The 26,054-nt window shown below is 61.3% G+C and carries 27 protein-coding genes and 1 pseudogene; 20 read left to right on the top strand and 8 right to left on the bottom strand.

Translation table 11 applies throughout. From position 1 onward, the window contains the following. The first annotated feature begins 1 nt into the window (after position 1). The 9 genes and pseudogenes from G9X67_RS10695 to G9X67_RS10735 all read left to right on the top strand — a co-directional run bounded on the left by G9X67_RS10695 (position 2) and on the right by G9X67_RS10735 (position 8,553). Entirely contained in the window at positions 2-763 is a 762-nt protein-coding gene (locus tag G9X67_RS10695; protein WP_138329166.1) for a sugar phosphate isomerase/epimerase, read from the top strand. Between the two features lie 9 nt (positions 764-772). Then, a complete protein-coding gene (locus G9X67_RS10700; RefSeq protein ID WP_017988583.1) occupies positions 773-1,906 on the top strand; it encodes a Gfo/Idh/MocA family oxidoreductase in 1,134 nt (377 codons plus the stop codon). 127 nt (positions 1,907-2,033) lie between these two features. Then, positions 2,034-3,065 carry an L-glyceraldehyde 3-phosphate reductase gene (gene mgrA / locus G9X67_RS10705; protein ID WP_138329167.1) on the top strand — a complete coding sequence of 344 codons (1,032 nt, stop codon included), beginning with the start codon at positions 2,034-2,036 and terminating at the stop codon, positions 3,063-3,065. 98 nt (positions 3,066-3,163) lie between these two features. After that, the gene (locus G9X67_RS10710) at positions 3,164-4,777 is read left to right on the top strand and encodes a glycoside hydrolase family 43 protein (RefSeq protein ID WP_138390985.1); all 1,614 of its coding nucleotides are present in this window, start codon (positions 3,164-3,166) and stop codon (positions 4,775-4,777) included. Positions 4,778-5,228: 451 nt separating this feature from the next. Further along, entirely contained in the window at positions 5,229-6,155 is a 927-nt protein-coding gene (locus G9X67_RS10715) for an ABC transporter ATP-binding protein (RefSeq protein WP_138329169.1), read from the top strand. Next, complete coding sequence (locus tag G9X67_RS10720; RefSeq protein ID WP_138329170.1) at positions 6,152-6,913, top strand: ABC transporter permease; 762 nt, start codon at positions 6,152-6,154, stop codon at positions 6,911-6,913. The genes G9X67_RS10715 and G9X67_RS10720 overlap by 4 nt, the downstream gene beginning before the upstream one ends. A 76-nt stretch (positions 6,914-6,989) precedes the next feature. Further along, positions 6,990-7,415, top strand: a complete 426-nt coding sequence (locus tag G9X67_RS10725; protein ID WP_138329171.1) for a hypothetical protein — start codon at positions 6,990-6,992, stop codon at positions 7,413-7,415. Positions 7,416-7,527: 112 nt separating this feature from the next. After that, positions 7,528-7,702: pseudogene (locus tag G9X67_RS10730) on the top strand (sugar ABC transporter permease); the annotation flags it as partial. 113 nt (positions 7,703-7,815) lie between these two features. Next, entirely contained in the window at positions 7,816-8,553 is a 738-nt protein-coding gene (locus tag G9X67_RS10735) for an SDR family oxidoreductase (RefSeq protein ID WP_171598660.1), read from the top strand. Here G9X67_RS10735 and G9X67_RS10740 read toward each other — a convergent pair. From G9X67_RS10740 to G9X67_RS10760, 5 genes are all read right to left on the bottom strand, one after another. Further along, positions 8,516-9,439, bottom strand: coding sequence for a LysR family transcriptional regulator (locus G9X67_RS10740; protein WP_171598661.1), 924 nt, complete (start codon positions 9,437-9,439; stop codon positions 8,516-8,518). The two genes, G9X67_RS10735 and G9X67_RS10740, sit on opposite strands and share 38 nt — an antisense overlap. Before the next feature lie 100 nt (positions 9,440-9,539). Further along, positions 9,540-9,977: an EamA family transporter gene (locus tag G9X67_RS10745; RefSeq protein WP_171598662.1), complete on the bottom strand. Its 438-nt coding sequence runs from the start codon at positions 9,975-9,977 to the stop codon at positions 9,540-9,542. A 188-nt stretch (positions 9,978-10,165) separates the two neighbouring features. Beyond that, positions 10,166-10,867 (bottom strand): TIGR02281 family clan AA aspartic protease, encoded by a 702-nt coding sequence (locus tag G9X67_RS10750; protein WP_171598663.1) that lies wholly within the window; start codon positions 10,865-10,867, stop codon positions 10,166-10,168. Continuing rightward, complete coding sequence (locus G9X67_RS10755) at positions 10,864-11,082, bottom strand: DUF1289 domain-containing protein (protein WP_171598664.1); 219 nt, start codon at positions 11,080-11,082, stop codon at positions 10,864-10,866. Before G9X67_RS10755 ends, G9X67_RS10750 begins: the two co-directional genes overlap by 4 nt. A gap of 18 nt (positions 11,083-11,100) precedes the next feature. Beyond that, positions 11,101-11,883, bottom strand: coding sequence for an adenosylcobinamide-GDP ribazoletransferase (locus tag G9X67_RS10760; protein WP_017988573.1), 783 nt, complete (start codon positions 11,881-11,883; stop codon positions 11,101-11,103). A 169-nt stretch (positions 11,884-12,052) separates the two neighbouring features. Between G9X67_RS10760 and cobT the strand changes: the two genes are divergently transcribed. Further along, complete coding sequence (gene cobT, locus G9X67_RS10765) at positions 12,053-13,069, top strand: nicotinate-nucleotide--dimethylbenzimidazole phosphoribosyltransferase (protein ID WP_171598665.1); 1,017 nt, start codon at positions 12,053-12,055, stop codon at positions 13,067-13,069. A 197-nt stretch (positions 13,070-13,266) separates the two neighbouring features. Next, entirely contained in the window at positions 13,267-13,650 is a 384-nt protein-coding gene (locus G9X67_RS10770; RefSeq protein WP_171598666.1) for a diacylglycerol kinase, read from the top strand. 1 nt (position 13,651) lies between these two features. Here the strand turns inward: G9X67_RS10770 and G9X67_RS10775 are convergent, their stop codons facing one another. Continuing rightward, positions 13,652-15,187: a HAMP domain-containing sensor histidine kinase gene (locus tag G9X67_RS10775; RefSeq protein ID WP_027667588.1), complete on the bottom strand. Its 1,536-nt coding sequence runs from the start codon at positions 15,185-15,187 to the stop codon at positions 13,652-13,654. 106 nt (positions 15,188-15,293) lie between these two features. Between G9X67_RS10775 and G9X67_RS10780 the strand changes: the two genes are divergently transcribed. From G9X67_RS10780 to G9X67_RS10800, 5 genes are all read left to right on the top strand, one after another. After that, positions 15,294-15,851: a thermonuclease family protein gene (locus tag G9X67_RS10780; RefSeq protein ID WP_171598667.1), complete on the top strand. Its 558-nt coding sequence runs from the start codon at positions 15,294-15,296 to the stop codon at positions 15,849-15,851. Positions 15,852-15,855: 4 nt separating this feature from the next. Beyond that, entirely contained in the window at positions 15,856-16,488 is a 633-nt protein-coding gene (locus G9X67_RS10785) for a uracil-DNA glycosylase family protein (protein ID WP_138329181.1), read from the top strand. A gap of 69 nt (positions 16,489-16,557) precedes the next feature. Continuing rightward, on the top strand, positions 16,558-17,046 hold the full coding sequence (locus tag G9X67_RS10790) for an Lrp/AsnC family transcriptional regulator (RefSeq protein ID WP_003540387.1): 489 nt from the start codon (positions 16,558-16,560) through the stop codon (positions 17,044-17,046). Positions 17,047-17,762: 716 nt separating this feature from the next. Next, positions 17,763-18,818: a porin gene (locus G9X67_RS10795; RefSeq protein WP_171598668.1), complete on the top strand. Its 1,056-nt coding sequence runs from the start codon at positions 17,763-17,765 to the stop codon at positions 18,816-18,818. Between the two features lie 449 nt (positions 18,819-19,267). Beyond that, entirely contained in the window at positions 19,268-20,164 is an 897-nt protein-coding gene (locus tag G9X67_RS10800; RefSeq protein WP_138329183.1) for a LysR substrate-binding domain-containing protein, read from the top strand. Between the two features lie 41 nt (positions 20,165-20,205). Here G9X67_RS10800 and G9X67_RS10805 read toward each other — a convergent pair whose 3' ends face one another. Further along, positions 20,206-20,889, bottom strand: coding sequence for a DNA alkylation repair protein (locus G9X67_RS10805; RefSeq protein ID WP_138329184.1), 684 nt, complete (start codon positions 20,887-20,889; stop codon positions 20,206-20,208). Further along, the gene (locus G9X67_RS10810; RefSeq protein WP_138390996.1) at positions 20,886-21,755 is read right to left on the bottom strand and encodes an NAD(P)-dependent oxidoreductase; all 870 of its coding nucleotides are present in this window, start codon (positions 21,753-21,755) and stop codon (positions 20,886-20,888) included. The genes G9X67_RS10805 and G9X67_RS10810 overlap by 4 nt, the downstream gene beginning before the upstream one ends. Positions 21,756-22,021: 266 nt before the next feature. Between G9X67_RS10810 and G9X67_RS10815 the strand changes: the two genes are divergently transcribed. The 4 genes from G9X67_RS10815 to ssuC all read left to right on the top strand — a co-directional run bounded on the left by G9X67_RS10815 (position 22,022) and on the right by ssuC (position 26,045). Further along, positions 22,022-22,390: a hypothetical protein gene (locus G9X67_RS10815; RefSeq protein WP_138330025.1), complete on the top strand. Its 369-nt coding sequence runs from the start codon at positions 22,022-22,024 to the stop codon at positions 22,388-22,390. A 198-nt stretch (positions 22,391-22,588) separates the two neighbouring features. Next, positions 22,589-23,554 carry an aliphatic sulfonate ABC transporter substrate-binding protein gene (locus tag G9X67_RS10820; protein ID WP_171598669.1) on the top strand — a complete coding sequence of 322 codons (966 nt, stop codon included), beginning with the start codon at positions 22,589-22,591 and terminating at the stop codon, positions 23,552-23,554. Between the two features lie 385 nt (positions 23,555-23,939). Next, positions 23,940-25,130 (top strand): FMNH2-dependent alkanesulfonate monooxygenase, encoded by a 1,191-nt coding sequence (gene ssuD, locus G9X67_RS10825; RefSeq protein ID WP_171598670.1) that lies wholly within the window; start codon positions 23,940-23,942, stop codon positions 25,128-25,130. Positions 25,131-25,208: 78 nt separating this feature from the next. Beyond that, positions 25,209-26,045: an aliphatic sulfonate ABC transporter permease SsuC gene (gene ssuC / locus G9X67_RS10830; protein ID WP_138391000.1), complete on the top strand. Its 837-nt coding sequence runs from the start codon at positions 25,209-25,211 to the stop codon at positions 26,043-26,045. The last annotated feature ends 9 nt before the right edge of the window (positions 26,046-26,054 follow it).

The raw sequence follows: 26,054 nt of genomic DNA on the forward strand, positions 1-26,054 counted from the left end.
GATGACGAAACTTAGCTACCAGCTCTATAGCGCCCGCAACTTCCAGCCCTATTCGGCGATCTTCGAAAAGCTCGGCAAGGCTGGCTATGCCGAAGTCGAGGGCTTCGGCGGCATCTATGCCGATCTCGATGATGCCGGGCTGAAGAGCCTTCGCGCCGATCTCGACAAGAACGGCCTGGTCATGGCGACCGGCCATTTCAGCCCCGATTTCCTGGAGAAGGAAGTCGAGAAGTCGCTGAACATTGCCAAGACCCTGGGCATGGATTCGATCTATGCGCCGCATCTGGCGGCCGAGGAACGCCCGTCCGACGCCGCCGGTTGGGTCGCCTTTGGCAAGCGCCTGCAGGAGATCAGCAAGCCGTATAAGGCTGCCGGCTACGAATTCGGCTGGCACAATCACGATTTCGAATTCTTCAAGCTGCAGGACGGCTCGCGGCCGATCGAGCACATCTTCGAAGGCGCGCCCGACATTTCCTGGGAGGCCGATATCGCCTGGGTTATCCGTGGCGGCGCCGATCCCTTCGCCTGGGTCGAGAAGCTCGGACCGCGGATCACCGCCGTGCATGTCAAGGACATCGCGCCGGCGGGCGAAGCGGCGGATGAGAGCGGCTGGGCCGATGTCGGCCACGGCAAGGTCGAGTGGGCCAGGCTGATGACGGCGCTGCGCGCCACCAAGGCCAAGCACTACGTCGTCGAACACGATAACCCGAATGACATCGACCGCAACATCAGCCGCTCGATCGCATCCTTCCAGACCTACTGAGGCTTCATCATGACCAGGGAACTTGGCGTCGGCATCATCGGATGCGGCAATATCTCCACCACTTACTTCTCACTGGCACCGCTCTTCAAGGGGCTGAAGGTGCTGGCCTGCGCCGATATCAACGCGCAGGCGGCCGAGGCGCGCGCCAAGGAATATGGCGTCAAAGCGCAGACGATCGATGAGCTTCTCGTCAATGACGAGATCGACGTCGTCGTCAACCTGACGATCCCGGATGCGCATTTCCGGGTATCGAAGGCGATCCTCGAGGCCGGAAAACACGTGTATTCCGAAAAGCCGCTGGTGCTTTCGCTCGAGGAGGGTGAGGAGCTTCGTCGCATCGCCAAGGAAAAGAACCTTGCCGTCGGCTGTGCGCCCGACACTTTCCTCGGCGGCGCCCATCAGCTTGCCCGCAAGTTCATCGATGACGGCGGCATCGGCCGGGTGACTTCGGGCGCCTGCTACGTCATGAGCCCCGGCATGGAGATGTGGCATCCGAACCCGGATTTCTTCTTCCTGCCGGGCGGCGGCCCGATCCTCGATCTCGGCCCCTATTACATCGCCAACCTGATCAACCTGATCGGCCCGGTCAAACGTGTCGGCGGCATGACCTCGATGGCGTCGCCGACCCGCACCATCACCAGCCAGCCGCGCAACGGTGAGATCATCCCGGTCAAGACGCCGACGACGATCCAGGCGCTGCTCGAATTCGTCAACGGCGCCACGGTGACGCTGACGGCGAGCTGGGACGTCTGGTCGCACCGCCATGCCAATATGGAACTCTACGGCACCGACGGTTCGCTCTACGTGCCGGATCCGAACTTCTTCGGCGGCACCGTCGAGGCAAGCGGCCGCGACAAGGACATCAAGCCGCTCGACGCCTGGGAGCATCCATTCGGCAAGATCAATCAGGAAAGCCCGAACGGATCGCGCGCCAACTACCGCACCGCCGGCCTTGCCGACATGGCGATGTCACTGATCGAAGGCCGCGATGCGCGTTGCTCGCTCGACCGCACGCTGCACGGCGTCGACGTCATGACCTCGATCCTGAAATCTGGCGAAGAGGGCCGTTTCATCGACCTGACCACGACCTGCACGCAACCGGCCGCCCTCGGCATCGAGGAGGCGCAGGCGCTCTTGAAGTAGGCCTGCGAAACCTTATTGTCGGCGCGGGCGATGAGCCCGCGCCTTTTTGCTTCGATCATTTGTTACGCGCAATTCCCAGGGAAAATGCTGCACGCTTTTCCCGGAATTGCTTTTAAGGATTGGGATCATGAGCTGGCAACCAGCCGCAGACCGTTATTCGAAAATGAAATATAACCGCACGGGCCGTTCTGGCCTGAAGCTGCCGGCCGTCTCGCTCGGCCTTTGGCACAATTTCGGCGGCGACACGCCGCATGATCGCAAAATCGATATGTGCCGCACGGCCTTCGACCTCGGCATCAGCCATTTCGACCTCGCCAACAATTACGGCCCGCCTCCTGGCAGCGCCGAGACCGCCTTCGGCGAAATCATGCGCACCGAATTCGTCGGGCTTCGCGACGAACTGATCATCTCATCCAAGGCCGGCTACGACATGTGGCCCGGCCCTTATGGCGAATGGGGCAGCCGCAAATACCTGATCGCCTCCTGCGACCAGAGCCTGAAGCGCATGGGCCTCGATTATGTCGACATCTTCTATTCGCACCGCTTCGACCCGGAAACGCCATTGGAAGAGACCTGCGGCGCGCTCGACCATATCGTCCGTTCCGGCCGGGCACTCTATGTCGGCATCTCCTCCTATAATTCGCAGCGCTCGCGCGAAGCTGCAAAGATCCTCAAGGATCTCGGCACGCCGTGCCTGATTCACCAGCCGAGCTATTCGATGCTCAACCGCTGGGTAGAGGACGACAGGCTGCTCGATACGCTGGATGAGGTCGGCATGGGCTCGATCGTCTTCTCGCCACTCGCCCAGGGCATGCTGACGACGAAATATCTCGGCGGCATTCCCGAAGACAGCCGCGCGGCGCAGAACCACTTTCTCAAGCGCGACTACATCCGCCCCTCGATCATCGACAATATCCGCAAGCTCAACGAGATCGCCGAAAGGCGCGGCCAGACGCTGGCGCAGATGGCGATCGCCTGGGTACTGCGCGGCGGCCGCGTGACCTCGGCGCTGATCGGCGCAAGCCGCTCGTCGCAGATCGTCGATTGCGTCAAGGCGCTCGACAATCTCGAATTCAGTGTAGAGGAGCTTGCTGAGATCGACGTTTATGCCCGCGAGGCCGACATCAATCTCTGGGCCAAGTCCGCCGAACGCGAATAGTCATCTCAGGCCCGGAGGCAAGTCTTCCGGGCCTTTTACTGTTATAATCTGATGTACGTACAGCAAAAAAAGCACCGCCGGTCGGAGGAGACCCTGTCATGATCCGCAATCCCATCCTGCCCGGGTTCAATCCCGATCCGTCGATCTGCCGCGTCGGCGCTGATTATTACATTGCCACCTCGACCTTCGAATGGTTTCCCGGCGTGCAGATCCACCATTCGCGCGACCTGGTGAACTGGACGCTGGTGCGGCGGCCGCTGGAGCGCAGATCACAGCTCGACATGCGCGGCAATCCCGATAGCTGCGGCATCTGGGCGCCTTGCCTGTCCTATGCCGACGGGCAGTTCTGGCTGGTCTATACCGACGTCAAGCGCTACGACGGCAATTTCAAGGATGCGCCGAACTACATCGTCACGGCACCTACGATCGAGGCCGAATGGTCCGAGCCGGTGTATGTCAATTCCTCCGGCTTCGATCCCTCGCTCTTCCACGACGATGACGGCCGCAAGTGGTTCGTGAACATGCAGTGGAACCACCGTACCGAAAGCTATGGCGGCTCGCCGAAATCGCCGGCCTTCGACGGCATCCTGCTGCAGGAATGGGATCCGGCGGCAAAGGCGCTGAAGGGGCCGATCAACAATATTTTCGCCGGCAGCCCGCTCGGCCTCGTCGAGGGTCCGCATCTCTTCAAGCGCAACGGCTGGTATTACCTGACCACCGCAGAGGGCGGTACCGGCTACGACCATGCCGTCACCATGGCGCGGTCGCGAAAGATCGACGGACCCTATGAGATGCATCCGAACATGCATCTCATCACCTCCAAGGATCACCCGGGCGCGGTGCTGCAGCGGGCAGGGCACGGTCAATATGTCGAGACGCCCGAGGGCGAGGCCTATCACACCCATCTCTGCGGCCGGCCGCTACCGCCGAAACGGCGCTGCACGCTGGGGCGCGAGACATCCTTACAGAAATGCGTCTGGCGCGACGATGACTGGCTCTATCTTGAAAACGGCACCTCAGTGCCCGATGTCGATGTGCCGGGCCTCTTTGGCGCGGTGCCCGTGGAAAAGCCGATGCGCAGCGAATACAACTTCGACGGCGGCACATTGCCTGCCGATTTCCAGTGGCTACGCACGCCCGAGCCCGCGCGCATCTTCAACCTGACGGATCGTGTCGGCCATTTGCGCCTGATTGCGCGTGAGAGTATTGGCTCCTGGTTTGAACAGTCGCTGGTCGCCCGCCGTCAGGAACACCACAGTTTCCGCGCCGAAACCGTGATCGACTTCTCGCCCGACACCTATCAGCAGGTTGCGGGGCTGACGCATTACTACAACCGCCACAAATTCCACGCCGTCGCGGTGACGCTGCACGAAACACTCGGCCGCTGCGTGACGATCCTCTCCTGCAACGGCGACTACCCGAACGGACGCCTGAGCTTTCCCGTCGACAGCGGCGTGGCGATCGCCGCCGAGGGCCGCGTCCAGCTCGCCATGGAAATCCGCGAGAACGACCTGCAATTCTTCTGGCAGACCGAAGGCAAGGGCGCCTGGCAACCGATCGGCCCGGTCCTCGATGCCGGGGTGATCTCAGACGAGGGCGGACGCGGCGAACATGGCTCCTTCACCGGCGCTTTCACCGGCGTGTTTGCCTTCGATACGTCGGGCCGGGCGAAGGCCGCGGATTTTGACTGGTTCAATTACGACGAGCTGTGAGGGGCACCTAGTCGCTTTCATCCACGGTGGACTACAGAAAGAATGAGCTGGGAAACGAAAAAAGAAAGCCGGCGCAGGGCCGGCTAAGACGAACGCGGCTGAACAGGGGATACTGGCCGGTTCCAAGCACTTCGTAACTGAACAATAACTTTGACTACATGCTGAGGCAGCAAAAAAGGGGTGCAACGAGAACACCCGGAGACGGCTCCGCAAAGGGGTGGCGGCGGGGCGGATGCCGGTGCTGGCCTCGGCTCCCTTATCGGGCATGAAGATCACCGGATGATGACATCTGAAGCCGACGCTGCCTTTCTTTCGCCGGCCAACCGCTTCGGCGGGCCAACTGTGTTGGCAGCACGTGAATGCAGTGTTCATGCGCTAAAGGATGTTAAAGCGTTACAAAGGGACTATATAGCGGGCCGAAGTAACTTCCGAGAATCCGCAAGAGTCCCGCATGGCCCCCATCATTTCCGTTCAGAACCTCACCAAGACCTACTCCAATGGGTTCGAGGCCCTGAAGGGCATCAATCTCGACGTCGAAAAGGGTGAGATCCTGGCGCTGCTCGGGCCGAACGGCGCGGGCAAGACGACGCTGATCTCGATCATCTGCGGCATCGCCAATCCGAGCGGCGGCCGGGTGCTGGTCGCCGGCCACGACGTCGTGAGGGATTTCCGCGCCACTCGCGGGATGATCGGGCTGGTGCCGCAGGAGCTGACCACCGATCAGTTCGAGACGGTGTTCAATACAGTCAGCTTTTCGCGCGGGCTACACGGCAAGAAAGCCAATCCTGCCCATATCGAGAAGGTGCTGCGCGCGCTCTCGCTCTGGGACAAGAAGGACAATATGCTGCGCCAGCTCTCCGGCGGCATGAAGCGACGGGTGCTGATCGCCAAGGCGCTCTCGCATGAGCCGGATATCCTTTTCCTCGACGAGCCGACCGCCGGCGTCGACGTGACGCTGCGCAAGGACATGTGGCATGTCGTCGAAGAGCTTAGGGCCTCTGGCGTCACGATCATCCTGACCACCCATTATATCGAAGAGGCCGAGGAAATCGCCGACCGCGTCGGCGTCATCAACGGCGGCAAGTTGCTGCTCGTCGAGGACAAGGCGGCGCTGATGGCCAAGCTCGGCCGCAAGCAACTCATCCTCGATCTCACCGAACCGCTCAGCCGCCTGCCGGATTGTTTTGCCGGCAAAGGGCTGACGCTGGAGGCAGACGGCAACCGGCTGACTTATGATTTCGACGCTGGCAACGAACAGGAAAGCATCGCGGCCCTGCTGATCCGGCTCGGTGAGAACAATATCCATTTCAAGGATCTCTCGACGCGGCAAAGCTCGCTCGAGGACATCTTCGTGGCGCTGGTGGGAGCGGAAAAATGAACATCGAGGCCGTCAAATCGATCTATTTCTTTGAGATGGCGCGCACGCGCCGCACGCTGCTGCAGAGCGTCATCTCGCCCGTGATCTCGACCTCGCTCTATTTCATCGTCTTCGGCGCCGCTGTGGGATCACGCATTCAGGAGGTAGAGGGCGTGTCCTACGGCGCCTTCATCACGCCCGGCCTGATCATGCTGACGCTGCTTGGCCAGTGCATCAGCAATGGCTCCTTCGGCATCTATTTCCCGAAATTCACCGGCACGATCTACGAGGTGCTTTCGGCGCCGGTGGCGATGACGGAGATCCTGCTCGGTTATGTCGGAGCGGCGGCGACCAAGGGGATGCTCATCGGCTTCATCATCCTTCTGACCGCCAATCTCTTCGTCGACGTCAGGATCGAACATCCCTTCATGATGATCCTGTTCTTCCTGCTGACGGCCATTACCTTCAGCCTGTTCGGCTTCATGATTGGCATCTGGGCCGGCAATTTCGAACAGCTGAACCTCATTCCCATGCTGGTCGTGCCGCCGCTGACCTTCCTCGGCGGCAGCTTCTATTCCGTCAGCATGCTGCCGCCTTTCTGGCAGGCGGTCAGCCACTTCAACCCGGTGCTCTATCTCGTCAGCGGTTTCCGCTGGAGTTTTTACGGGATCGCCGATGTCAATCCGGCGATCAGCCTGGCGATGATCACGATGTTTCTGGTGATCTGCCTGGGAACACTCGCCTGGATCTTCAAGACCGGTTACCGGCTGCGCAACTGATCCGGCCCTCAGGAAGTGCCGCAATTTCAACATGAAAGATTGCTCAGCAAGACGTTATCGGTCATGGGGCAATCTGATGGTCAGCAGCAATGTGCTTGGATGCCTCGCAATCGCATCCATCTATTACCTAGCACCGCAGCAAAGCCCATCGCAGGAGGCCGCCCATCCCATCAAGGTTACCTTTGCTGTGGTGGTCGAGGGAAAGGAGCCTTTCTCTGCCGAGGTATCATGCCTTCCCGACGACACATGCAGTCTCGCCAAGCATGACGATCTCGGCATTAATCTTGCAATTACAGTGTTTTCGGGCTCAGAGGCGCATGGTGAATTGAGCATCTATTGCTCGCCCAATTCTTGTTCCTTCCGGAATTTGCGATCACGGATCGAGTTCTTCGGTCGGCGTGCTACCGTCGATATTTTGTCCGGTGAGGCTGACTCTGGTGTCACGACTCTGCTGGTTGCAAGGCAACGCCCGAGGATCGGTGAAGTCCTCATCTCGTACTGAGCGCATTGCGCCAGTTTTCCGTCAGGCGCTGCTGACGAGAAGGGCGCCCGAGATGATGAGGAGGGTGCCGGCGATGAGCTTCATTATGTCGAGCTCGGAGGCTTCGCCGAGTCGTGCCGCCAGCCACCTCAACCCGGCGCCCTATCTTCAGCGGCTTCCGCTGGAGTTTTTACGGGATCGCCGATGTCAATCCGGCGATCAGCCTGGCGATGATCACGGTGTTTCTGGTGATCTGCCTGGGAACGCTCGCCTGGATCTTCAAGACCGACTACCGGCTGCGGAACTGATCGATCATCCGAACACGCGCCATCGGAAAACCCGATGACACCATCGGTTTCTTCCGTTTTTCTTCCGCTCTGATCCGAGGCATCTGCTGCATCAGCCGAGAAGGAGATGGCAGATGACGGATATCAGGATCGAAGGCGCGAGGATCATTATTGTTGGCGGCAGTTCCGGAATGGGGCTGGCGCTGGCGGCGCGGTTGCTCGGGGAAGGGGCGGCGGTGACGATCGCCGGACGCAGCGAAGATAAGCTTACGGCGGCCCGCCGCAATCTCGGTGACCATCCTGGATTGGCGACGGTTGCCGTCGATATATCGCGCGAGGAAGAGGTCGCGGCGCTGTTTTGCAATAGCGGGCCGGTCGATCACATCGTCAGCACGGCGGCCGATATCGAAGGCGCCTATCAGCTGCTGGCTACGGTCGAGCTTACGGCGGCGCAAAGGGTGGTCGAAAGCAAAATCTACGGGCCGCTGCTGCTGGCAAAATATGGTGCCGCCCATTTGCCGCCGTCAGGATCGATCACCTATACGTCAGGCGTCGCGGCCTACCGGCCGGCGGCGCGTGGATCGGTGGTCGCAGCCGTCAATGCGGCGCTGGAAGGCCTGGTCAGGGCGCTTGCTGTTGAACTGGCGCCGATCCGGATCAACGCGGTGTCGCCCGGATGGGTGGACACGCCGATCTGGAGCTTCGTCGCCGGCGACGCCAAGCAGGCAACGCTTGATGCGATGGCACAGCGCCTGCCGGCCGGACGCGTTGGACGGCCCGATGATATTGCCGATGCGATCCGCTTCCTGATCGGCAACGGATTTACGACGGGCACTATCCTGCATGTCGAAGGCGGGCATCGCCTGGTCTGAGCGGCGAGAGTTCTTCGCTTGCCGATTGCAGCAGGAGGGTAAGCGCCGGCGGCTGCACGCGCCTGCGCCGCCACATCATCACCAGCGAGGCTGCGGGTGGTTTACCCGGCCATGGCAGTTCGACGATGTTGCCCCGCGTTGCGGCCGGGCCGACCGCAAGGCGCGGCACGAGGCCAAAGCCGGCGCCGGATGCGACGAGCCGCACGATTGTTGCGATGCTGTCGGCTTCGGTGACGATTGATGGTGCTGCAATCTGCGCTTCGGCAAAGGCAGTGTCGAACAGGTGACGGTAGACGCAGCTGGTTTCGGTGGCGACGAAGGGGGCGGTGCTCAGTGTCGCGAGGCTCACCGGTGGTCGGGCTTGTGAATCGCCGCCGGCAATCAGCACCAGCGGTTCGCTGCAGATGCGGCGCGTCAAGAAGCGTTCATCCTGATGCCTGCGATCGAAGGTGAAGGCGACGTCGATCGAGCCCTGCTGCAATTGCGCAAGCAATTCGCCGCTGCCGCCGACCTTGAGCTTGAGGCCGACGTCTGGGTTCTTCTTGCGAAAGAGCGACAGCCACGGCGCCAGCCGTTCGGCGGCGATGGTTTCGAGCGTGCCCAATGTGACGGACTGCTCCGCACTGCCGGCCGCGGCGCTGACGGCGGCATTCGCTTCGTCGTTCAGCGCCAATATCTCTTCGGCGTAAGCCTTGAGGACCGAACCTGCCGCTGTCGGGACGACGCCCTGCCGGGAGCGGAGGAAGAGTTCTGCGCCCAGTTCCTCTTCCAGCGCCTGTATCTGGTCGCTGAGGCTTGACTGAGCGAGATTGACCTCGGCAGCGGCGCGCGTGAGATTTTCGTGCCGGATCACCGCAAGGAATGTCTTCAATTGTCGTGGGTTCATGTCGAGCTCCGGTACGGCGCGCAGAGGCGCCTGGACGCAGGATATCAACAAAGCAGAAGGCGCTGCAACGCAGGAGCATGTGGCGGCGCACCAGTTCCCGTCAAGCGCTGCTGACGAGAAGGGCGCCCGAGATGATGAGGAGGGTGCCGGCGACGAGCTTTACGATGTCGAGCTCGGAGGCTTCGCCGAGAAAGACGGCGCCGATCGCCAGTGTTACCAGCACGTTGCAGCTCCAGATTGGGGCGAGTTTCGAGACGGGGACACCATAAGTGAAAAGCGCAAAGCTGATGAGACCGGTGCCGACGGCAAAGCAGGCGCCGGCGATGGCGGCAAAACCGAGACCTTCGGCGGTCCAAGGGGCAGGGCGCCAGATGAGTGCGGCGATCAGCCCGGCGAGCGCGCAGGCAGCGCCGAAGGCGATCAGGTAGACGGCGGAGCCGGTGGCAGCCGTGGCGCTCTGCTTCTGGAAGATGGCGGTAATGCCCCAGAACAGGGCGGGCAGAACGCCGCCGATGACGATCGGCCAGAGTGAACTCATCGCGAAACTCCTGTTGCACCCATGGATCAAGGCCTCGCTGCGGGCGAAGGCCGGCAGAACATGTGGTGCCACCAGACTAGGAGTTTCTTTTTGCTCTTTGTGGTCTTGTTGTTGCGCTTGAAGGTGACAGATCCGACCGCTGCCGTAAAGGCGCCCGCAGCGGCAGCGGATCGTGAGCTCTGCGAGGCTTAATCGCGCATGCGCAGTTCGTCGGTCTGCATCTGCAGGGAGCCCAGCGTTTCCAGGAAGCTCATGCCGAGCAGGCTCTGGTCGAGCCGGCCATCCTCGGAGACGCTGGCTGCGACATTGTTTCGGACGATCGGGCCGATCGCTACCTGATCGAGCGTGACAGGTGCTGCGCGGCCGCGGCCGTTGGCCGTCATGACAGTCATGGAATAGGTGAGGCGGGACAGGTCGATGCCGATCCGTTCGGCATCTTCGCGCGACAGCGCCACCATGCTGGCACCGGTATCGACGAGCATCTCGATCGTCTGGCCGTTGACCGCGACATCGGCTTCGAAATGGCCGTTCAGCAGCTTGTGCAGGATGATCTCCTGGCCGCCCTCGCTTGTCGTGACGACGACGGCGCGGCCGGGAACCAGGCCGGCGAGCAGCCTGTTGCCGACGCCGAGCGCTTCCTGGCGATAGAGATAGACAGTCACGAGCGCCAGGATGATGACCAGCCAGATCATCATCTGGCGCATCGTTTCACCGACGCTACGCCGGCTCGCCCAGATGCCGGCCGACAACATCAGCGCGATCGGCAGCAGGTAGACGACGCGGCCGAAGTCATCGCTCTGCAGGCCAAGGATGCGGCTGCTGTCATTGTTGACGATCAGCACGGCAAGGCCGATGCCGATCACGACGAGGAAGACGGTCAAACGGATCATAAAGGCCGCTCCGGCCCACCAGCGAGGCTTGTTTTCATAGGGTTCGACAGCGTGGCGGCCCCTGCAAGCCTTGCCGGCAGCAGCGCCATGATCCGCCTTCGCTCAGTGTCGGAATAGCTCGTCCAGCTGCCGATTTCCTGAAGAGTCCGGCCGCAGCCGGCGCAAAATCCGGTGCTGGGCTCCAAGGAGCAGAGGTGAATGCAGGGTGTTTGCATGAAGGATATATCGGAGTTTCAAAGAGCCGTGGCAAGGGCGCAAAGAGTGGCGATCTCGCAAATTTGCTGCGTCGCGCCCAGCGTATCGCCGGTGTGGCCGGCAAGCTTGCGGCGGATGAAAGCGGTGAAGGCAAACCCTGCGATGCCGGTGGCGAGCAGGCTTGCAACCAGCGGCCGCAGGCCGAATGCAGGCCAGATCAGAAGCGCTGCGACGAGGCCGGCTGAGGCGAGCGCAAACTGCATCGCCGCCTCGTCCGGCTGGCCGGTCGAGGCGGCCACGCCATCGGCCTTTGCCGGTGCCAACCGCTGCCAGTGCCAGGCGATGGCACCGCGGCTGAGAGCCGCGACGGCGGGAATGGCGAGGGCTGCGGTGAGCGGCGAGGAATGGCGGGCGATCACAGCAAGCGCGGCTGCGCGGATCGCGAAGGAGAGGATCAGCGCTATCGCGCCATAGGTGCCGATCCGGCTGTCTTTCATGATGAGGAGGCTCTGTTCGCGGCTCTTGCCGCCGCCAATGCCGTCGGCCGTATCGGCCAGACCGTCCTCGTGCAGCGCGCCGGTGACGAGGACCTGGATGGAAAGCGCGATCAAGGCTGCCATCAGCGGGTCCGCACGCAGCCCCAAAAGCAGGAGGAGCGCGAGTGCGGGGATGAAGCCGATGACGATGCCGGCAAAGGGAAAGGCGCGCACCAGCCGGCCGAGCCTGCCGTCATAGCCTTTGAACAGCGATTGCGGCATGGGAATGCGGCTGAGGAAGGCGACGGCGCGGGCGGTATCGACCGCATAGTCCTTGATCTTCATTCTGCTTCGTTCTGCTGGAGGTCTCGGCTTGTGGTCTCGGCTTATGGTCGCGGCGGCGCTTTTGGAGTTGTTCGCCTCGTCCGCCCGCTTTAAGAGAGTTGCCACCCGTAAAGAAGCTGATTTGCGGGGAAATAACAAGAATACCCGGATTCATAGGAAAACCGCACAGATGAGCGTTTCAGGCCTGCCGTTCGACGATTTCCGTACCCTTCTCCGCGACCTGCCGGGGCCGGATGCCCGCGCGCTGGTGGCGGCGCGCGAACGTGACGCGCAGCTGACCAAGCCGCCGGGCGCGCTCGGGCGGCTTGAGGAAATCGCCTTTTGGCTTGCCGCCTGGACGGGCCGCACACCTGCCGTCAACCGGCCGTTGGTGGCGATCTTTGCCGGCAATCACGGCGTCACCAGGCAGGGCATCACGCCCTTTCCGCCTGCGGTGACGCAACAGATGGTCGAGAATTTTGCAGCCGGCGGTGCGGCGATCAATCAGATCTGCGTCGCCTATGATCTCGGACTGAAAGTCTTCGATCTGGCGCTCGATTATCCCACCGGCGACATCACCGAGGAGGCAGCCCTTTCCGAGCGCGATTGCGCCGCGACCATGGCCTTCGGCATGGAGGCGATCGCCGGCGGCACCGACCTGCTTTGCATCGGCGAGATGGGCATCGGCAATACGACGATTGCGGCGGCGATCAACTATGCGCTTTATGGCGGCTCGGCGCGTGACTGGGTTGGACCCGGCACCGGTTCGGAAGGCGAGATGCTGGAGCGCAAGATCGCGGCGGTGGAAAAGGCGGTGGCGCTGCATGGTGACCATCTCGACGATCCGCTCGAGATCATGCGCCGGCTCGGCGGCCGCGAGATCGCGGCGATGGCCGGTGCCATCCTTGCTGCGCGCATGGAGCGCATTCCAGTGCTGATCGACGGTTATGTCGCGACCGCAGCGGCGGCGATCCTGAAAGCCGCCAATCCGTCGGCACTCGATCATTGCCTGATCGGCCATGTCTCCGGCGAGCCCGGACATTTGCGCGCAATCGAGATGCTCGGCAAGACGCCGCTTCTGGCGCTTGGCATGCGGCTCGGCGAAGGCACTGGTGCGGCGCTAGCCGCCGGCATCGTCAAGGCCGCCGCCGCCTGCCATTCCGGCATGGCGACCTTCGCTCAGGCAGGTGTGACCAACAAACATTGAGGCGCGGTCGGCGCGGCCGATCCCGCGGTCGGCGCGGCCGATCCCGCGGTCGGCGCGGCCGATCCCGCGGTCGGCGCGGCCGATCCGCACGCGTTCGCTTGCGCCGCTCAAATGGATTCGGTATTTGCGTATTCGCTCATCGAAGGGGACGGCAAAGCCTTTCCCGATCTGATGCAACGGTAAGAGGAGAGGGCGTCTTGACGAAGCCTGCGGTGACGAAAGAGACCGGACTTCGGCATTTCATCGCCGCCGCCAGCTATTCCTGGGCGGGCTTCCTGCGGGTGCTGAAAGAGGCGGCCTTCCGCCAGGAACTCGGCTTCTTCGTCGTTTCGATCGCGGCGCTGGCGCTCGTCGGTGCAAGCGCTGGCGAGATCGTCGTCGCGGTGCTTCTGTTTCTCGGGCTCTTTTCGATGGAGGCGATGAATACTGCCGTCGAAGAGGTGATCGATCGGATTTCGCCGGAGATTTCGATCGTCGGTAAACATGCCAAGGATCTCGGCTCCTTCGCGGTGACCTGCATGATCGCCGCCTGCTGCCTTTATGTCGGCTTCGTCCTCGCTAAGCACCTGTTCTTTAGTTGAATCAGGCAAAACTCTTGCGCTTGCGCGCAACAGCCTGAGCCTCCTCGACGGCCGGCAGGCTCTGAAGCACACGCTTGGCGGGGAGGATGGCGATGACTTCGGTGCCCTCGCGCAGCTTCGATTTCAGCAGGAACTGTCCGTCATGCTTGGCAAGGATCGCCTGGACGATCGGCAGGCCGAGGCCGGTACCCTGTTCGGCGCTCTTGATGGCGATCGAGCCCTGGCCAAAGGCCGACAGGACGACGGGAATCTCTTCTTCCGGAATGCCGGGGCCATTGTCCTTGATCGAGATGTACTGTCCGCCGCCAGCTGTCCAGCCGACCTTGACGTGGATCTCGCCACCCTGCGGGGTGAACTTGACGGCATTGGAGAGAAGGTTGAGCACCACCTGGCGCATCGACTTCTCGTCGGCCCAGATGGCCGGAAGCTGCCGCTCGAACTGGTCCGAAATGGCAATGTTCTTGGCGCGGGCGCGCAGCTGGACCATGCCGATGCAATCTTCGGTGATATCGAGAAGCGAGATCGCCTCCTCGCTCAACTCGTATTTGCCGGCCTCGATGCGCGACAGGTCGAGGATCTCGTTGATGAGATCGAGCAGATGCTGGCCGGAGCGGTGGATATCGCCGGCATATTCCTTGTAGGTCGGATTGGCGAGCGGTCCCATGACTTCGGCCGACATCACCTCGGAAAAGCCGAGGATGGCGTTGAGCGGGGTTCTGAGTTCGTGCGACATGGAGGCAAGGAAGCGCGATTTTGCGAGGTTTGCCTCTTCGGCGCGGCGGCGAGCCTCGTCCGACATCGATTTCGCCACTTCCAGCTCAGCGATCAGGTCGTCCTTCTCCGATTGGTAGGAAAGGATCCTGAGGTTCGACTTGAAGAGCCGGTCGCTGATATAATTGAAGAAGACGAGGGTGGTGGTGAAGAGCCCCGTCAGGCTGATTTCGAGGAGGTCGCGCGACAGGCCGCTCTTGGCGGCAAGCGCCAGGACCGCCGGCGAGAAGGCGGCGAGCACGGCGGGCGTCAGCATGAAGTTCGACATCGCCGTGACGGAGAGCGCGATCAGCAGCGTGGCGCCCTTATAAAGAATGAAGCTCGATGGCTCGCAGGTGTCGCAGCCCTGCAATGCGAAGACGGCCCAGCAGCAGCCAATCAGGAACTGGCCGGAGAGCAGCAGGCGGCGCCATTTGCGGGCGCTCTCGGCGGTGATCTCCTGCCGGCGCGCGCGCCTTGCAAGCAGGATATTGCCGGCGTGACAGGTGAGTGTCAGCAGCGCCCAGAAGATCAATTGCGTATTCTGGGTGAAATAGACGCCAAGCGCGGTGATGATGACGACGAAGAGCGGCATGATCGTCGCGCCCTGCAGCACCGACGCCACATACATGTCGAGCACGTCACGATCGAAGGAGGAATTGGACGCATGACCGGACTGAAGACGTTCGCGCGTCTGCCGCACGGCCTTGGAAACGGCCTTGTTGCGGTGGCTGCGCGACCTGTCGACGATGATCTTGTCGGTCGATGTGCTTACGCCGGTACTCATGTGCACGTTGAAACTTCATCCCAGGGTGGATAAGAGCTTAACCGGCAATTCTTAAGAAGATGTTTGCCATCTTTGCCAAGGATTTGTTTTTTAAGGAGGCAAAAGCGTGACACGGGGCCTGCGCCTGATTCGCGACGGCGTGACCGCTTTTGCCCTGCTGGCGCTCGTGGCGCTGATCGCCGCCAAGCTCAACGATGCAGCAAAAATCGAGCATGCGGGCGCCTTCCATGCCGCCGACGGCGACAGCCTGGTATTGGGAGACGAACGTTTGCGCCTCGAAGGCATCGATGCGCCAGAACTCAACCAGAGCTGCGAGCGGGCGGGGATAGCCTGGGCCTGCGGGCGCGCGGCGCGCGAGGCGCTGCAGGACATGGTGCTGGTATCGGGAACGCTTTGTCAGGGCAGCCGGCGCGACCGCTACGACAGGCTGCTGGTCGTCTGCCGGAGCGGGGCAGGCGGCGACATCAATGCCGCCATGGTGCGCCGGGGCATGGCGATTTCCTATGGCGATTATGGCAAGGAGGAGGCCGAGGCGACGGCTGAGAAGGCCGGTCTCTGGGCCGGGACTTTCGAGCGGCCGCGCGATGTGCGCGATCATGCGCGCCAGGGTTCCGGCTTCGATGGCGCTCTGCGCTTCATCGGGCAGATCGTCGGGTGGGAGTAAAGCCATGAGCGACGAAGCCATGCTGGAGACACTGCGGCGGGAGATCGCCTGCTGTCGCATCTGTCGAGACGCACCGGCGAAAGGCCTCGAATACCGGCTGCAGCACGAGCCGCGGCCGGTGGCGGTGATCTCATCCAGCGCGCGCATTCTGATCGCCGGGCAGGCGCCCGGGCTTCGGGTGCATGAGAGCGGCCTGCCGTTCGACGATGCATCGGGCGACCGGCTGCGATCATGGCTCGGCGTTGACAGGGCAAGCTTCTATGACCGCGACCGATTCGCCATCTTGCCGATGGGCTTCTGCTTTCCCGGCTACGACGACAAGGGCGCGGATCTGCCGCCGCGGCGCGAATGCGCGCCGTTCTGGCGGCAAAGAGTGATCTCGGCCATGCCGCAGATCGAACTGGTGCTGGTCATCGGCCAATATGCGCAGGCCTGGCATATGGCCGGCGAAAGGCAGGACAATATGACCGAGACGGTGCGAGCGTGGCGCGACAGTCTTCTGTCCGACCGATCGCCGGCGGTGCTGCCGCTGCCGCATCCGAGCTGGCGCAATAGCGGCTGGCTGAAGCGCAATCCCTGGTTCGAGAAAGAATTGCTCCCGGTCCTGCAGGAACGGACGAAAATGCTGCTTTCCTGAAACAAAATTCTTTTCGTTGCGCGGAATCGAGTTATACAAAGAAAATAATTCGAAAGGACTGTTGTGCGCATGGATCGCCTCGACCGAAAAATACTGCGTCTTCTGCAAGAAGATTCGACGCTTGCCGTTGCCGATCTCGCCAAGAAAGTGGGTCTCTCGACGACGCCATGCTGGCGGCGCATCCAGAAGATGGAAGAAGACGGCGTCATTAAGCGCCGAGTCGCCATTCTCGATCCGGAGAAGGTCAACACCAAGGTCACCGTCTTCGTGTCGATTCGCACTGCCACCCATTCGATTGAATGGCTGCGTCGCTTTTCCGAGGTGGTCGCCGAATTCCCCGAAGTGGTCGAATTCTACCGGATGAGCGGCGATGTCGACTATCTCCTGCGTGTCGTCGTGCCCGATATCGCCGCCTATGACGCTTTTTATAAGCGGATGATCGCCAAGATCGAGATTCGCGACGTTTCCTCCGCCTTTGCGATGGAGCAGATCAAGTATTCGACGCAGCTGCCGCTCGACTACATGATTCTCGACAATGCCAAGTCCAACGAGGATTGAGGTCAAGCGTGCGGCCATGACCGCACGCGATCATGCAAAATGCAACGAGGACTGGGACCAGGCGTGAGTCTGACCGGGGATATGCCCGTTGGAGGCGAGGTGTGACACGCTGGCCGCACACTAGAATGCCGGTTCGGCAAGACCGAGTTCTGGCATATGCGGTCGGCGTTTGCAAAAAAGCCTCAAAAATAGCGAAAAAACGCTCAAATCTCCCCTAATTCCTGGAAAAATGAATAGCCTGGTAAGGATTCCGGGGTTATGGTCGATGAAACCAATGGGCGATATGTCATAATTTTGTCTCATTGGTATCGAATTCAGGACACCATGTTCTAAACCGCCACCTTGTTTGTGCTTGTTAGCCGGCGGTAGAGTTTATGCGCTTCACCAGTATGTTCGACGGGGGTCGGGCGGTGGAGAATTTGACAAAGGGGTGTAGCGTTTGCGGCTTGCGATGGAAGATTTCCGTCGCGGAGCCGTTTGGCGTGTCTTTCGTCTAAATATCTGAAATTGTTGTATAAAAATCACGTTGTCGGGGAAAGTATCCGGTGAGAACCCATCTGGCGTGTATCGAGAATTGCTTGATAGGGCCTTGTATGTGATGACGGTTTGGCGGTTCGATCGATCCGCACGCCGAGATGGCTGTTCAAACTGGGCCGGCTTCAAATCGACTACCCGATCTGAAGCCAGCCCCGATCGACAAAGGAATGGATTGGTAAATGAACATCAGAATGGTTTTGCTTGCATCAGCAGCAGCATTTGCTGCATCGACGCCGGTTCTTGCAGCTGACGCTATTGTTGCTGCTGAGCCGGAACCGGTTGAATATGTTCGCGTCTGCGACGCTTACGGCACCGGCTACTTCTACATCCCGGGCACCGAAACCTGCCTCAAGATCGAAGGCTACATCCGTTTCCAGGTCAACGTTGGCGAAGATGTCGGCGGCGATTCGGACTGGGATGCCGTCACCCGCGGTCAGGTTCAGTTCACGGCCAAGAGCGACACCGAGTATGGTCCGCTGACCGGCGTCATCGTCATGCAGTTCAATGCTGACAATGCCACCGATCAGGACGCCATCCTTGACTCCGCTTACCTCGACGTCGCGGGCTTCCGCGCCGGTCTGTTCTACAGCTGGTGGGACGATGGTCTCTCTGGCGAAACCGACGACATCGGTTCGGTCGTAACGCTGCACAACTCGATCCGCTATCAGTATGAAAGCGGCACCTTCTACGCCGGCCTCAGCGTCGACGAACTGGAAGACGGCGTCTACCAGGGTACCGTGGATCCCGTCACCGGCGTCTTTACTGCGGACGATGGTCCGAACAATGTCGGCGTTGCCTTCGGCGTTGGCGGCACTGCCGGCGCATTCAGCTACCAGGTCACCGGTGGCTGGGACGTCGACAACGAAGACGGCGCTATCCGTGCAATGGGTACGGTTGACATCGGTCCCGGCACGCTCGGCCTCGCAGGCGTTTACTCTTCCGGCCCGAACTCCTACTACTCCTCAGCTGAATGGGCTGTCGCTGCCGAATATGCTATCAAGGCAACCGACAAGCTGAAGATCACCCCGGCCGTTCAGTACTACGGCAACTACTTCGGCGGTGGCACGGAAGTTCCGGAAGACTACGACGGTCTCGGCGATGCTTGGAAGGTTGGTCTGACGGTTGATTACCAGATCGTCGACAACTTCTACGCCAAGGCTTCGGTTCAGTACCTCGATCCGGATGATGGCGACGACTCCACGACGGGCTACTTCCGTCTGCAGCGTTCGTTCTAATCCACTTGGTGGATATGCTCCCGGTCTTCGGACCGGGAGCACTTAAATCAGTTTCTGATCCGAGTGACCTCCGATCAGCTACGGGGACGGGTCCGGTCTTCCCTGCCGGACCGTCCTTGCAGCGTTTTTGACGCGCAGTCTTCAAGGCAGTCAATGACGATGCCTTCAGGTGAGCCGAACCGGTGCGGTGTGTATTGCACTCAGCATCCCGCCAGCCTCGTTCTAGAGGCACCCTGTTTTTCCATTTTTCCAACGAGCTGGATCCACCGATAGAATTGTCGTGCGGACGGCTGTTTGTCTATTCTCCCCTTCGGCATCTGTTTGTTTTGTCGCAACAGGTCGCGAAAAGAAAATCCAATGCCGACAATGTGATCACAGCTTTTTGGGAGAGAGGATACAACCCTTGCTGGGGGCCGGCATTCATTCCTACTCGCGGATAGCTTGTTCTTATGGACGATCTCAACGACTACTATTATTTCGCCGCTGTCGTCTCCAGCGGCGGTTTCGCTTCTGCAAGTCGCGATCTCAAAATACCACGTTCGAAGCTCAGCAGGCGGGTCAGCCGGCTTGAGGAAGGGCTTGGCGCAAGGCTCATAGAACGCTCGACCCGCCACTTCCGGGTAACTGAGATCGGCCAAGCTTTCTACGAAAGATGCCAGACCATCCTGCAGGAGGCCGATCGCGCCAAATCGATCGTCAGCGAGGCTCAGTCCGATCCGCAAGGTGTGGTGCGGATGGGCTGCCCGCTCGGTCTCGTCGACATCTCTGTCGGGGGGATTCTGCCCGAATTCCTGGAACGTTATCCGAAGATCAAGCTGCAGATCATCGGCTCCGACCGGCGCGCCGATCTCATCAACGAACGGATCGACCTCGAGGTGAGGGCGACCAACGAGCCGGAGACGCAGACGAGCCTGACGATGCGCAAGCTCGACCGTATCAGGCGTATCCTGGTCGCAAGTCCGGCGCTTGTCGAACGTACCGGCAACTTGCATTGCGTGGACGAACTCGCCGACCAGCCGACGCTGGCGATGACGTCATGGGTGTCGTTCCACACCTGGGAACTGGTCGGTCCGAATGACGCTAAGCAGGTGATTCGGCATCAGCCGCGGCTCACCTGCCGCAGTATGACCGCCATCCTCGACGCAGCCCGTGCCGGCCTCGGCTTCGGGCTTTTGCTCGAAAGCGCCTGCGAGGCCGATCTCCAGGCCGGCAAGCTGGTGCGGGTGCTGCCGGAATGGCAGTCGGAGGAGAGCCAGTTCTACATCGTCTTCACGACGGCCAAGGGCATGCCGCCGGCGGTACGGGTCCTGATCGATTTCCTAGTCGAAAAATCCAAACAGCATTGACTCACAGCGCCAGGCATCTTTATTCGAGCCGGCATCCCGCCTTATCTCAACCGTGCCAACAGCTTTTCGCCGGCCAGTTCCCTGACGGCATCCTTGCCGATCCAGCGGGCGGTTTTGTCAGGGCTTTCCGCCAGGGCCCTTGCGAGCGCCAGGGCCGGCGCATGGCAGGCGAGATTGCGCTTGCCGATGCTGCGCAGCGCCCAGTTGACCGCCTTGCGCACGAAGTTTCGTGGGTCGCCGGCATGGGCCTCAATCAACGGCAACCAAGCGAGGATGGTCGCGTCGGACTCCCTTTTCCGATGGACGGCGGCACCTGATATCATGGCGAAGGCGGTGCGCCTGATAAATTCGCGCTCGTCGGCGGCGAAGTCTGAGATGAGTTCATCCAGCCGGGCTTCGACGAAGAGATCGGCGGCGCAATCGACGATCTCCCAGGAGTTGAAATCATCGGCCCAATTTCGGGCTTCTTCCGTCGTCAACCGCTTCGGCTCGGCTGTGCAGAGGGCGAGCAGGCGGGCTTCGCGGATATCGCTTCGCCAGAGCTGCATTGCCCTGAGGTGATCCTTCTTCGTCAGTCTGGCGACCGCGCGGATATCGGGATTGGAGATGCCGAGGGCGCCGCCGGTGACGATGCCGAAGCGCGCCATGCCGGCGACATTCTCCTCCGAACGCAGCGTTTCGAGATGCGCGATCAATTCGGCCGCATCGGAGGAGGGGCCGATCATTTTTCGAGGCGGGCGAGCAGCGAGGATGTGTCCCAGCGATTGCCGCCCATCGCCTGCACGTCGCCATAGAACTGATCGACGACCGCGGTGACCGGCAGTTTGGCGCCGTTGCGACGGGCTTCGGTGAGCACGATGCCGAGATCCTTGCGCATCCAGTCGACCGCGAAGCCGAAATCATACTTGCCTGCGTTCATGGTCTTGTGGCGGTTTTCCATCTGCCAGGAGCCGGCTGCCCCCTTGGAAATCACCTCGACGACCTTTTCGATATCGAGGCCGGCGCGCTTGCCGAAATGCAGCGCTTCGGCAAGTCCCTGGACGAGGCCGGCGATGCAGATCTGGTTGACCATCTTGGTCAGCTGGCCCGAGCCTGCCGGCCCCATCAGGCCAACCATGCGGGCATAGGCGTCGATGACAGGCCTGGCGCGTTCGAAGACGGCCTCGTCGCCGCCGCACATGACGGTCAGGGCGCCGTTTTCGGCGCCGGCCTGGCCGCCGGAGACGGGAGCGTCGATGAAATCGACACCTTTTTCCTTTGCCGCGGCATAAAGTTCGCGGGCGACCTCAGCGCTGGCGGTGGTGTTGTCGATCAGCACCGAACCTGGCTTCATGCCGTGCAGGGCGCCGTTCTCACCCGATGTCACCGAGCGGAGATCTTCGTCATTGCCGACGCAGACGAAGACGAAATCGGCCCCAGTGGCGGCCTCGGCCGGGGTGGGGGCGGCGTGGCCTGAAAATTTCTCGGCCCAGGCGGCAGCTTTTTCGGCCGTGCGGTTGTAGACGGTGACATCGTGGCCGCCTTTCGTCTTCAGATGCCCCGCCATGGGAAAACCCATGACGCCGAGACCGATGAACGCGACTTTTGCCATATGTCCTATCCTTTTCCTCAAGTGCAGGCTCCGAGGATTAACCGAAACGGCGGGAGCAGAAAAGCCCGCGAAGGCGGACTTCCTTCCGATAGACGCATATGAGGCTGGCGGCCTTTCGGACGAGCCCTAAAGCGCGTCGCGATCTTTCAGATTCGCTTGCCACGCTTTAGGTCTTTGCTTTTCCGCATGTCTTTATCGCAAAACCGCTGCACACTTTTGCGAGACATGCTCTAGATTGGAGGGAAGGCATTATGTTCCGGGGTGACATGAGCGAAATTCCGACGATCAAGCCGCGGCGCAAAGGCCGCAGCGGAATGCAGACGATGCTCATTCCATCGCAGCAGATGGTCGCAGAGCAGATTCGATCGGCACCGGAAGGTGTCCTCACCGAAGTCGGCACTCTCCGCCGCCGTCTCGCCGCTCAATACGGGGCGGACGCCTGTTGCCCGGTGACCGTGCAGCGGCATTTGCGTGCGATCGCCGAGCTGTCCTACGGCGCGCTGGAGAAGGGCGAGCCGGTTTCGACGGTCACGCCCCATTGGCGCATGGTCGATCCCGCAAGCCTGCTTGCGAAGCGTCTTGCCGGCGGCCCCACCTTCATCCGGGAGCGGCTGGCCGCCGAAGGTCGGGAGTAGCCGGGTTAGGGAAGCATAAGCCGCGCGCGAAAAAAATTTCGCTTGAGGGCGATTTTCGGGCCGCAAAATTTCAGCAAAGGCGGAATCTTGCAAATAAAATTGTCGATATAAATTATAGATTTCATCATCATGGCATTCATCACTGACTGGGTCGACCAGCCGAAAACAGGCCCGACACCATCAAAAAAGGGGAAAGTCATGATTTCACGTCGACAAACGCTCGGGCTTTTCGCAGCAGCCGCGGCCACGGCAATCCTGCCGGCTATCAGGCCGGCACGCGCTGCCGCCAGCGAATTTCGTATCGGTTGGCAAAAGAACGGCGTGCTGGCGCTCGCCAAGCGTCGTAGCGCACTTGAAAAGCGGCTTGCCGATCGCGGCATTACCGTCAGCTGGTCAGAATTCACCTCCGGCCCGCCGCTTCTCGAAGCGCTGGGCGCCGGTGCTCTCGATTTCGGCGCGACTGGCGATGTGCCGCCGCTCTTTGCCCAGGCGGCCGGCGGGCAGCTCTATTATGTCGGTCTCTACAAGGGCAGCCCGGCAGGCTCGGCCATCCTCGTGCGCAAGGATTCGTCGATCAAGACGCTTGAAGACCTCAAAGGGAAGAAGGTCGCTTTCAAGCGCGGCTCCAGCGCGCACAATGTAACCGTCAAGGTTCTGCGCAAGGCAGGCCTGAAGCCCGAAGATGTCGAGCAGCTCGATCTTTCGCCGCCGGATGCCGCCGCTGCGTTCAAGAACGGCAGCATCGACGCGTGGTCGATCTGGGATCCTTATCTGGCGATTGCTGAAGCCGATCCGGAGACACGTATCCTGACGACCGCCGAAGGCATCGTCGACTCCTACAGTTTCTTCCTCGCCAATCGCGATTTCACCGATGCGAACGGGCAAGTGGTCGTCGACGTGATCGATGAGCTTGCCAAGGTCGGCACGTCGGCCCAGAGCAATCTCGACGAGACGGTGAAGGAGCTTTCCGAGATCACCGGCGTTCCGGTTGACGTAACGCGCGTGACCTTGACGCGAAAGGGCGCCGATCTCGGCAGCGTTTCGACCATCACCGATGCCGCCGCCGCCTATCAGCAAGCCCTCGCCGACGAGTTCCACGGGCTCGGCATCCTGCCGAAGAAGCTCGTGACCGGCGATATCGTCTGGCGTCCCAAGGCAAGCTGATTTTCCGGCTCGGGCCAAGATTTCCGCGAGGCGGCATGGAGAGGGCCTCCATGCCGCCGAACCGCAAAAATATTCCCCAAAACGGATTAGAATAGCAAATTGATATTGTCGATCTAATTGGTGGTCTATGTCACTATCCTCACGATCGAGCGGACACCGAAAAGCATCTGCCGGCTTCCATCCGATCGACAGGGATATTTCAGATGTTCGCGCATAGACAGACAGCCGGCCTTCTTGCCGCCTCCGCCGCCACTACGATCCTCCCAAGCATCTGTGCGGCGGCGGCTCTGCGCAAGGCAGACGGTCTGCGTGTCGCCGCTTGCAGAGAGCCATCTCGACCACGCGAGTTGATTTTCGAATTCCGCAGCTAAAGGACCGTCTTCCAATGACCACCATCTCCCATACAGGCACATCCGAGCCCATCAATTTCCTCTGGTTCATCCCGACATCGGGGGACGGCACCTATCTCGGCTCCTCCGATCTCAACCGCGCGCCCGAGATCGGCTATCTCACGCAGATCGCCCAAGCCGTCGACCGGCTCGGCTATTCCGGCGTACTGCTGCCGACCGGGGTTGCTTGCGAAGAATCCTTCGTGACGGCAGCAGCCCTTGCCGCCAAGACCGAGAAGCTGCAGTTCCTGGTGGCGATCCGTCCCGGCACGGCATCGCCTGCCTATTACGCGCGTCTTGCGACGACGCTCGACCGGATCTCCAACGGCCGCCTGCTGCTCAACATCGTCGTCGGCGGTAGCCCTGCGGAGCTTGCCGGCGATGGGATCCATCTCGAGCATGACGAGCGCTACGCCCATGCGGAAGAGTTTTTCACCGTGTTCGAGGAACTGCTGGAAAAGGGAACGGCAAGCTTCGACGGCAAATACATCAAGGCGACCAATGCGCGCCTCGGCTTTCCCTCGGTGCAGAACCCGCGCCCGCCGCTTTATTTCGGCGGCTCGTCGGATGCCGGCATCGATTTCTCCGTCGGACGCGTCGACAAGTACCTGACCTGGGGCGAGCCGCCGGCACAGGTTGCCGAGAAAATTACCAAGGTGCGCAAGGCCGCAGGCGAGCGCGGCCGAGAGGTGAGCTTCGGCATTCGCCTGCACTTCATCGTGCGCGAAACCGATGATGAGGCATGGGAGGCTGCTGAGCGGCTGATCCGCCATCTCGACGACGATACGATCCGCGAGGCGCAGGAGCGCTTCGTTCACGAGTCCGATTCGGTTGGCCAGAAGCGCATGGCCGCCCTTCACGGCGGCCGGCGCGACAAGCTCGAAGTCTCGCCGAACCTCTGGGCCGGCGTCGGCCTGGTGCGCGCCGGTGCGGGCACGGCGCTGGTCGGCTCGCCGAAGACGGTGGCCGCGCGCCTTCGCGAGTATCAGGAGATCGGCATCGATACGGTGATCGGCTCCGGCTATCCGCATCTGGAAGAGGCCTATCGCGTCGCCGAACTGCTTTTCCCCGAACTCGGCATCACCCGCGAGCAGCAGCGTCTGGGCTTCAACAACGAGTTCGGCCGCAAGCAGGTCTTCGCAGGCGGCAGCCATGGCGGCAATCTGAAAGTCGTCTCCGGCTCCTGAGCTCGAACAGAGCGTGACACCGTCGCAAGCCGCTTACGGCTTGCGACACCCTGCTTTCGATAAGCGCGAGGACAAAGCATGTCGACTTTCGATACTCCGTTCGTACGGTCGGTCGCTTCCGAAAAGGCCGGGAAGGCGGGTCTGCGCCTGCCGCTGCCCGGCCTGGAGAAGCTGACGCCTTACCTGGTGCCGGTGGCGATCGTGGCGTTCTGGCAGCTTGCCTCCTCTGTCGGCTGGATCTCGTCGCGCATCATGCCGTCGCCAGCCGATGTCGGCCTCGCCTTCTGGTCGACGACGGTTTCCGGCCAGTTGCCGAATGACGTGCTGGTGAGCGCCGGCCGCGCCTTTGCCGGCCTTCTCGTCGGCGGCTCGATCGGCTTCCTGCTCGGCATTGCCAATGGCGTATCACGCATTTCCGAGCAATTGACCGATACGACGCTGCAGATGCTGCGCACCATTCCGCATCTGGCGATGATCCCGCTCGTCATCCTGTGGTTCGGGATCGGTGAGGAATCGAAGCTGTTTCTGACCTCGCTCGGGGTGCTCTTCCCGGTTTATCTCAACACCTATCACGGGGTGCGCAATGTCGATCGCGATCTGATCGAGATGGGCAAGGTCTATGGCATGGGCAACTGGACGCTTTTCCGCAAGGTGATCTTTCCAGGTGCGCTGCCGTCGATCTTCGTCGGTCTCAGATATGCGCTCGGCATCATGTGGCTGACGCTGATCGTATCGGAATCGATTGCCGCATCCTCGGGCATCGGCCATATGGCCAACAATGCCCGCGAATTCATGATGACTGACGTCGTCGTGCTCGCCCTCGTCATTTATGCCGTGCTCGGCAAGCTTGCCGATGTCATCGCCCGGGTTCTGGAGAGGCGGCTGCTCGCCTGGAACCCGGTCTATCAGAAGTAGGAGAAACGC

Origin of the sequence: Rhizobium sp. WYCCWR 11152, from assembly GCF_013087615.1 — a bacterium.
Taxonomy (GTDB): Bacteria; Pseudomonadota; Alphaproteobacteria; order Rhizobiales; family Rhizobiaceae; genus Rhizobium; species Rhizobium indicum.

Bases quoted from the DNA above. Each gene is read 5' to 3' on its own strand.
- G9X67_RS10725 (WP_138329171.1), top strand. From the start codon at position 6,990: ATGGTCAGCAGCAATGTGCTTGGATGCCTCGCAATCGCATCCATCTAT.
- G9X67_RS10720 (WP_138329170.1), top strand. From the start codon at position 6,152: ATGAACATCGAGGCCGTCAAATCGATCTATTTCTTTGAGATGGCGCGC.
- G9X67_RS10750 (WP_171598663.1), bottom strand. From the start codon at position 10,867: ATGATCCGTTTGACCGTCTTCCTCGTCGTGATCGGCATCGGCCTTGCC.
- G9X67_RS10695 (WP_138329166.1), top strand. From the start codon at position 2: ATGACGAAACTTAGCTACCAGCTCTATAGCGCCCGCAACTTCCAGCCC.
- G9X67_RS10740 (WP_171598661.1), bottom strand. From the start codon at position 9,439: ATGAACCCACGACAATTGAAGACATTCCTTGCGGTGATCCGGCACGAA.
- mgrA (WP_138329167.1), top strand. From the start codon at position 2,034: ATGAGCTGGCAACCAGCCGCAGACCGTTATTCGAAAATGAAATATAAC.
- G9X67_RS10775 (WP_027667588.1), bottom strand. From the start codon at position 15,187: ATGAGTACCGGCGTAAGCACATCGACCGACAAGATCATCGTCGACAGG.
- ssuC (WP_138391000.1), top strand. From the start codon at position 25,209: ATGTCGACTTTCGATACTCCGTTCGTACGGTCGGTCGCTTCCGAAAAG.
- G9X67_RS10715 (WP_138329169.1), top strand. From the start codon at position 5,229: ATGGCCCCCATCATTTCCGTTCAGAACCTCACCAAGACCTACTCCAAT.
- G9X67_RS10760 (WP_017988573.1), bottom strand. From the start codon at position 11,883: ATGAAGATCAAGGACTATGCGGTCGATACCGCCCGCGCCGTCGCCTTC.
- G9X67_RS10785 (WP_138329181.1), top strand. From the start codon at position 15,856: ATGAGCGACGAAGCCATGCTGGAGACACTGCGGCGGGAGATCGCCTGC.
- ssuD (WP_171598670.1), top strand. From the start codon at position 23,940: ATGACCACCATCTCCCATACAGGCACATCCGAGCCCATCAATTTCCTC.
- G9X67_RS10700 (WP_017988583.1), top strand. From the start codon at position 773: ATGACCAGGGAACTTGGCGTCGGCATCATCGGATGCGGCAATATCTCC.
- G9X67_RS10810 (WP_138390996.1), bottom strand. From the start codon at position 21,755: ATGGCAAAAGTCGCGTTCATCGGTCTCGGCGTCATGGGTTTTCCCATG.
- cobT (WP_171598665.1), top strand. From the start codon at position 12,053: ATGAGCGTTTCAGGCCTGCCGTTCGACGATTTCCGTACCCTTCTCCGC.
- G9X67_RS10735 (WP_171598660.1), top strand. From the start codon at position 7,816: ATGACGGATATCAGGATCGAAGGCGCGAGGATCATTATTGTTGGCGGC.
- G9X67_RS10710 (WP_138390985.1), top strand. From the start codon at position 3,164: ATGATCCGCAATCCCATCCTGCCCGGGTTCAATCCCGATCCGTCGATC.
- G9X67_RS10755 (WP_171598664.1), bottom strand. From the start codon at position 11,082: ATGCAAACACCCTGCATTCACCTCTGCTCCTTGGAGCCCAGCACCGGA.
- G9X67_RS10795 (WP_171598668.1), top strand. From the start codon at position 17,763: ATGAACATCAGAATGGTTTTGCTTGCATCAGCAGCAGCATTTGCTGCA.
- G9X67_RS10800 (WP_138329183.1), top strand. From the start codon at position 19,268: ATGGACGATCTCAACGACTACTATTATTTCGCCGCTGTCGTCTCCAGC.
- G9X67_RS10745 (WP_171598662.1), bottom strand. From the start codon at position 9,977: ATGAGTTCACTCTGGCCGATCGTCATCGGCGGCGTTCTGCCCGCCCTG.
- G9X67_RS10815 (WP_138330025.1), top strand. From the start codon at position 22,022: ATGAGCGAAATTCCGACGATCAAGCCGCGGCGCAAAGGCCGCAGCGGA.
- G9X67_RS10820 (WP_171598669.1), top strand. From the start codon at position 22,589: ATGATTTCACGTCGACAAACGCTCGGGCTTTTCGCAGCAGCCGCGGCC.
- G9X67_RS10805 (WP_138329184.1), bottom strand. From the start codon at position 20,889: ATGATCGGCCCCTCCTCCGATGCGGCCGAATTGATCGCGCATCTCGAA.
- G9X67_RS10790 (WP_003540387.1), top strand. From the start codon at position 16,558: ATGGATCGCCTCGACCGAAAAATACTGCGTCTTCTGCAAGAAGATTCG.